A 4,494-nucleotide genomic window follows, 5' to 3' on the forward strand; every position below is an offset into this window, starting at 1 on the left:
CGCTCGCCCACCTCTCCTCCCGGTCTTCTCCTTCCCCCCCCGGGGGCGTGTGGGTTGTTTGTTGGTCGCCCCCCTCGGCGGAAACAACACAAAACGACCCCCCACAGCACGGACCGGGCAGAACGACGCACGACGAGCACCGGGAGTCACGCAGTGAAGATGGGTTTCCGCTGGTACGGCGAGGGCAACGACACGGTCACGCTGGACCACGTCCGGCAGATCCCGGGCGTGGAGACGGTGGTGTGGAGCCTGCACCACAAGCAGGCCGGCGAGGTGTGGGAGCAGGAGGAGATCGACGCGGAGGTCGCGCGCATCACCGGGCTCTCCGCCGAGGCGCGCGCCCGCGGCGTGACGCGGACGCTCGACGCCGACGTCGTGGAGTCGGTCAACGTGCACGAGTCGATCAAGCTGGGCCGCACCGTCCTCGGGCTGAGCCGCGACGAGGCGATCGAGAACTACGTGACCACCCTCCGGCGGCTCGGGAAGGCCGGCGTGAAGGTGGTCTGCTACAACTTCATGCCCGTCTTCGACTGGCTGCGCACGGACCTGTGGCACCCGCTGCCCGACGGCTCCACGGCCCTGTTCTTCGAGCGGGCGGTCGTGGACGAGATGACGCCCGAGGGCCTCATCGCCGACATGGAGGCCGGGTCGCACGGCCTCACGCTGCCCGGCTGGGAGCCCGAGCGGCTCGCGGGCTTCACCGAGCTCAACGCCGCGTACGAGGGCGTGACGCACGAGGACATGTACGCGAACTACCGCTACTTCCTGGACGCGGTGGTCCCCGCCGCCGAGGAGGCCGGGATCAAGCTCGGCGTGCACCCGGACGACCCGCCGTTCGACGTCTTCGGCTGGCCGCGCGTCGTCTCGACGCCCGACGACCTGCAGCGCGTGCTGGACCTGCACCCGAGCCCCCACCACGGCCTCACGCTCTGCCTCGGCAGCTTCTCCGCGAACCCCGCGCAGGCCCCGCTGGCCGCGGCCACGGTGCGCCGCTTCTCCGGCCGCATCCACTTCACCCACGTGCGCAACATCAAGCACTTCCCGAACGGCGACTTCACCGAGGTGGGCCACCGGGCGTGCGAGGGTGACGTCGACACGACGGGCATCATGAAGGCCTACGCCGAGGCCGGGTACGAGGGGTACGTGCGGCCCGACCACGGCCGCCACCTGTGGGACGAGAACACCACGAACAAGCCGCGCCCCGGCTACGGCCTGTACGACCGCGCGCTGGGCGTCCAGTACCTGCTCGGTGCGTGGGACGCATTCCGCTACACCGCGCCCGACGCCGGCGCCTGAGCCCGCGCGGCCCGCACCTCCTGCCCGCCACAGCCCCGCCCAGCACCGCACCGAGGAGACCGACGGTGAGTTTCGAAAACGTTGTCGACCCGTCCGTCGTCGGGCCGCACCCGGCCTGGCTGCCCGACGGCGCGCTGGCCGCCGTCGGCCGCCGCCGGCTCGCGCTCCGCCTCCCCGACCTGTCAGGACCAGGAGCACGTATTCACGCACGTGGCCCTGACAGCTCGCCGGGGGTGGCGGGCACGCTGCGCGCGGAGCTCGAGGGCGCGACGACGACGCACGGCGGCGCCGTCGTCGACGCCGACAGCTCCCCCGACCTCCTCCTCACCCTCTCCCCCGACGTGTCAGGGCCACGAGCAGGTATGCATGCTCCTGGCCCTGACAGCTCGGGGGTCGGGTTCCGGTTCGTGCGCGACGGCGGCCGGGTCACTGTCACCGCGCCCACGCCGGCGGCGCTGCTGCACGGGTGGTTCCACGTCGTGCGGCTCGGCGAGGCGGCGTTCGCGGGGCCCCACGCCGACGAGCGGCACGCGCCTGCGTTCGCGCTCCGCGTGCTGGACCACTGGGACAACGTGGACGTGCACCCGGTCATGGGGCAGGTCGAGCGCGGGTACTCCGGCGGGTCGATCTTCTACGCCGACGGCCACGTACGGGAGGACCTGTCCCGCGTCACCGCCTACGCGCGGCTGCTCGCCGCGACCGGGATCGACCGGGTCTGCATCAACAACGTCAACGTGCACGCCCGCGAGGCGCGGCTGCTCACCGACGACCTGCCCGAGGTGGCCCGCATCGCCGCCGCGCTACGGCCGTACGGCGTGCGCACCCACCTCGCGGTGAGCTTCGCCGCGCCGATGACGCTCGGCGGGCTTCCGACGTCCGACCCGCTCGACGACGACGTCCGCGCCTGGTGGCGCGCCGCCGCCGACCGGGTCTGGGCGACCATCCCCGACTTCGGCGGGTTCGTCGTCAAGGCCGACTCCGAGGGCCAGCCCGGCCCGTTCGCGTACGGGCGCGACCACGCGGACGGCGCGAACGCGCTGGCCGAGGCGGTCGCCCCGCACGGCGGCGTCGTGCACTGGCGGGCGTTCGTCTACGACCACACGCAGGACTGGCGCGACCGCTCCACCGACCGCGCCCGCGCGGCGTACGACCACTTCGCCCCGCTCGACGACCGGTTCGCCGAGAACGTCGTCGTGCAGGTCAAGCACGGCCCGCTCGACTTCCAGACCCGCGAGGCCGTCTCCCCCGTGCTCGCCGCGATGCCGCGCACGCGCCTCGCGCTCGAGCTGCAGGTGACGCAGGAGTACACCGGCCAGCAGCAGCACGTGTGCTACCTCGCGCCCTGGTGGCGGGAGAACCTCGGCTTCCGGCCCTGGGGAGACGGCGAGGGCGACGACGGCGCGACCGTCGCCGACGTCGTCGCCGGCCGAGGCCCGGACGCCTCCCCCGCCGTCGCGGCCGCGGGCGGGGGCGGGATCGCCGCCGTCTCGAACGTCGGCGACGACCGGTTCTGGACGGGCCACCCGGCCGCCCAGGCGAACCTCTACGCCTACGGCCGGCTCACCTGGGACCCCACCCTCGACCCGATGGCGATCCTCGACGAATGGATCTCCCTGACGTTCGCCGGCCCCGACGGCGCCGTCGACCCGCAGGTGCGCGCCATCCTGCACGCCGTCATGGACGACTCGTGGCGCACCTACGAGTCGTACACCGCGCCGCTCGGCGTCGGCTTCATGGTCAGCCCGCTGCGCGCGCACTACGGCCCGGACGTGGACGGCTACGAGTACTCGAAGTGGGGCACCTACCACTTCGCCGACCGCGACGGCGTGGGCGTGGACCGCACCCGCGCGACGGGCACCGGGTTCACCGGCCAGTACCCGGCGCCGTGGCGCGACGTCTACGAGGACCTCGCGACCTGCCCCGACGAGCTGCTGCTGTTCTTCCACCACGTGCCTTACGAGCACGTGCTGCACAGCGGCACCACCGTGATCCAGCACATCTACGACACCCACTTCGCGGGCGTGGAGCGCGTGCGCGAGACGATCGCCGCGTGGGAGTCGCTGGCCGACGTCGCGCCCGGCGCCGTCCCGGCCGACGTCGACGCCCGAGTCCGCGAGCGCCTCGCCGAGCAGCTCCGGTCGGCCACCGAGTGGCGCGACCAGATCAACACGTACTTCTTCCGCAAGTCCGGGATCCCCGACGCCCACGGCCGCACGATCTTCTGAGCGGCCGCACCGTACGGACGTGTCGTGCGGACGTGTCGTGCGGACGTGCGCTTGACCCTCCCCTCGGGGGAGGGTCGAGGGTGTGGCGCAGGAGGTGAGACCCACGACGTCCTTCACGATCACCGAGGTGGCCCGGCTGTCGGGCACCACGCTCAAGACGCTCTACCACTACGACCGGATCGGCCTGCTCGTGCCCGCCCGGGACCCGCAGAACGACTACCGGACGTACTCCGAGGGCGACCTGGCGCGCCTGCAGCAGATCCTGTTCTTCCGGGAGCTCGACGTGCCGCTGGGCTCGATCGCGGAGGCCCTGTCGGGTCGCACGTCCCGGCTCGAGTGCCTGCGGGACCAGCGGGCCATGCTCCGCGCGCGCGGGGCGCGGCTCGCCCAGGTGCTGGCGACGCTCGAGCAGGCCATCGCACACGAGACACAGGGAGACCCCATGCCCACCGACGACATGTTCACCGGGCTCGACCGCGCCGGGTGGCAGGAGGCGCTGGAGGAGCAGAACGCGCACCTGCGTGACACCTACGACGTCGAGCTCGACGCGTCCGACGTCGACCCCGACCGGATGAACGCCGCGGCCGCCGAGGCGACCGCGTTCATGACGTTCATGGCCGACGCGCTGCGCGCCGGCCTCCGGGCCGACGACGATTCCGTCGCCGCGGAGATCCGCCGGCATCTGACGGCCCTCGACGCCGTGCACCCGACGGACGCGGAGGCGTTCGCCGGCCAGGCGAGGTTCTTCGTCGCCGACGACTTCCACCGCGGGATGCTGGAGCAGCAGCAGACCGGCCTGGCCTACTACCTGCTGCACGCGGCGGAGGAGTTCCGCGCCCGCGCGTAGGCCGCACCGGGGGGGGGGGGGGGGGGGGTTTTCCTCGGGGGCGGGGGGGGGGGGGCGCGGGGGGGGGGGTCAGGGGGGGGGGACAGCGGGGGGGGGGGGAGACCTCGTTTTTGTCGTAAGGAAAAA

Annotated in this window: 3 protein-coding genes; all 3 read left to right on the forward strand. The window is 72.9% G+C overall.

Translation table 11 applies throughout. The features are described 5' to 3' along the window. The first annotated feature begins 159 nt into the window (after positions 1 to 159). Entirely contained in the window at positions 160 to 1,296 is a 1,137-nt protein-coding gene (locus ACWF41_RS06270) for a mannonate dehydratase (protein ID WP_380322590.1), read from the forward strand. A 65-nt stretch (positions 1,297 to 1,361) separates the two neighbouring features. After that, positions 1,362 to 3,521 (forward strand): alpha-glucuronidase, encoded by a 2,160-nt coding sequence (locus tag ACWF41_RS06275; RefSeq protein WP_380322587.1) that lies wholly within the window; start codon positions 1,362 to 1,364, stop codon positions 3,519 to 3,521. 94 nt (positions 3,522 to 3,615) lie between these two features. Beyond that, positions 3,616 to 4,368, forward strand: coding sequence for a MerR family transcriptional regulator (locus tag ACWF41_RS06280; protein WP_380322584.1), 753 nt, complete (start codon positions 3,616 to 3,618; stop codon positions 4,366 to 4,368). The last annotated feature ends 126 nt before the right edge of the window (positions 4,369 to 4,494 follow it).

The organism is Isoptericola sp. NPDC055063, assembly GCF_053608125.1.

Coding starts and splice junctions, on each gene's coding strand:
- ACWF41_RS06270 (WP_380322590.1), top strand. CDS start 160: ATGGGTTTCCGCTGGTACGGCGAGGGCAACGACACGGTCACGCTGGAC.